Origin of the sequence: Nocardiopsis lambiniae (assembly GCF_031845465.1) — a bacterium.
Classification (GTDB): Bacteria; Actinomycetota; Actinomycetes; order Streptosporangiales; family Streptosporangiaceae; genus Nocardiopsis; species Nocardiopsis lambiniae.
This window is the reverse complement of record NZ_JAVREP010000065.1, coordinates 1-254: the sequence shown is the minus strand read 5'-3', so window position 1 is coordinate 254 and position 254 is coordinate 1. Positions and strand designations below refer to the sequence as shown.

1 rRNA gene is annotated in these 254 nt (G+C 57.9%); it reads right to left on the bottom strand.

Annotated elements, in window-relative coordinates:
- Window positions 1-254, bottom strand: a 23S ribosomal RNA gene (locus tag RM479_RS27735); the annotation flags it as partial.

Sequence of the window (254 nt, the reverse complement as noted above, 5' to 3'; positions counted from 1 at the left end):
CGGCGGCAACGTTTCTCACGTTGCTCTCGCTACTCATGCCTGCATTCTCACTCGCACGCCCTCCACCACACGATCACTCGGCGGCTTCTCCGAACGCACGACGCTCCCCTACCAACCCGAGAACAAATCCCGGGCTCCACAGCTTCGGCGGTGTGCTTAAGCCCCGCTACATTATCGGCGCAGAACCACTTGACCAGTGAGCTATTACGCACTCTTTAAAGGATGGCTGCTTCTAAGCCAACCTCCTGGTTGTC